The organism is Shigella sp. FC1567 (assembly GCF_001743015.1).
GTDB lineage: Bacteria > Pseudomonadota > Gammaproteobacteria > Enterobacterales > Enterobacteriaceae > Escherichia > Escherichia coli.
Map to the genome: position 1 here is coordinate 1 of NZ_MIIV01000262.1, position 1583 is coordinate 1583.

General features: G+C 49.3%; 2 protein-coding genes and 2 pseudogenes. 2 read left to right on the forward strand and 2 right to left on the reverse strand.

Annotated features, from left to right (window positions below; all coding sequences use genetic code 11):
* A partial coding sequence (locus tag BHE85_RS15150) for an IS1-like element transposase (protein ID WP_064727284.1) occupies positions 1-258 on the reverse strand: 258 nt, incomplete at its 3' end.
* A gap of 55 nt (positions 259-313) precedes the next feature.
* Between BHE85_RS15150 and BHE85_RS15155 the strand changes: the two are divergent.
* Positions 314-508, forward strand: a pseudogene (locus BHE85_RS15155) (YfiR family protein); the annotation flags it as partial.
* Positions 498-1322 (forward strand): annotated as a pseudogene (gene dgcN / locus BHE85_RS15160) (diguanylate cyclase DgcN); the annotation flags it as partial. The pseudogenes BHE85_RS15155 and dgcN, both read left to right, overlap by 11 nt.
* Here dgcN and BHE85_RS15165 read toward each other — a convergent pair.
* Positions 1323-1583, reverse strand: a 261-nt coding sequence (locus BHE85_RS15165; protein ID WP_000317683.1) for an IS1 family transposase, incomplete at its 5' end; no start/stop codon positions are given.

Genomic DNA, 1583 nt, shown 5'->3' on the forward strand with positions numbered 1-1583 from the left:
GTTTTTTAAGTGACGTAAAACCGTGTTGAGGCCAACGCCCATAATGCGTGCACTGGCGCGACATCCGACGCCATTCATGGCCATATCAATGATTTTCTGGTGCGTACCGGGCTGAGAGGCGGTGTAAGTGAACTGTAGTTGCCATGTTTTACGGCAATGAGAGCAGAGATAGCGCTGATGTCCGGCAGTGCTTTTGCCGTTACGCACCACGCCTTCAGTAGCGGAGCAGGAAGGACATCTGATGGAAATGGAAGCCACGCAAGCACCTTAAAATCACCATCATACACTAAATCAGTAAGTTGGCAGCATTACCACCGAACAATATCCGTCAAAGGCGTTATTATTAATTGCCAAACAAAATACCGAGTGCATTATTGGTAGCGCCTTTTGTCTGATCATCCACAATAATGACGTCAGATTTGCCGTAAACCTGGATGCCTTATCGCGTAGCGGTGTAAAGGTCAACCCGGATGTCTTAATGCTCGCACGGAAGAAAAATGATGGATAACGATAATTCTCTTAATAAGCGCCCCACGTTTAAAAGAGCATTACGCAACATCAGTATGACCAGCATATTTATCACTATGATGCTGATCTGGTTGCTGCTTTCCGTGACCTCGGTGCTGACCCTGAAACAGTACGCGCAAAAAAACCTGGCACTGACAGCAGCAACAATGACTTACAGTCTGGAAGCAGCTGTCGTTTTTGCCGATGGCCCTGCAGCAACTGAAACACTGGCAGCGCTGGGCCAGCAAGGGCAATTTTCAACTGCAGAAGTACGTGATAAGCAGCAAAATATTCTGGCGTCCTGGCATTACACCCGTAAGGATCCAGGCGATACTTTCAGCAATTTCATAAGCCACTGGCTCTTCCCCGCCCCCATCATTCAGCCGATTCGTCACAATGGTGAAACCATTGGCGAAGTACGCTTAACCGCTCGCGACAGTTCAATCAGCCATTTTATCTGGTTTTCGCTCGCCGTACTGACCGGTTGTATTCTGCTGGCATCAGGCATCGCAATTACCCTCACCCGCCATTTGCACAATGGCCTAGTGGAAGCGCTGAAAAATATCACCGATGTCGTACATGATGTGCGTTCCAACCGCAATTTTTCCCGACGAGTTTCTGAAGAACGTATCGCTGAGTTTCACCGCTTCGCTCTCGACTTCAACAGTCTGCTGGATGAAATGGAAGAGTGGCAGCTTCGTTTACAGGCCAAAAATGCGCAGCTTCTGCGTACCGCGCTACATGACCCATTAACCGGGCTGGCTAACCGCGCAGCGTTTCGTAGCGGCATCAATACGTCGGGTAATGACTCCAACTTACTGATAGTGTTTTATGTTCAGATAATGCCCGATGACCTTGTCATGCAGCTCCACCGATTTTGAGAACGACAGTGACTTCCGTCCCAGCCTTGCCAGATGTTGTCTCAGATTCAGATTATGTCGCTCAATGCGCTGAGTGTAACGCTTGCTGATAACGTGCAGCTTTCCCTTCAGGCGTGATTCATACAGCGGCCAGCCATCCGTCATCCATACCACGACCTCAAAGGCCGACAGCAGGCTCAGAAGACGCTCCAGTGT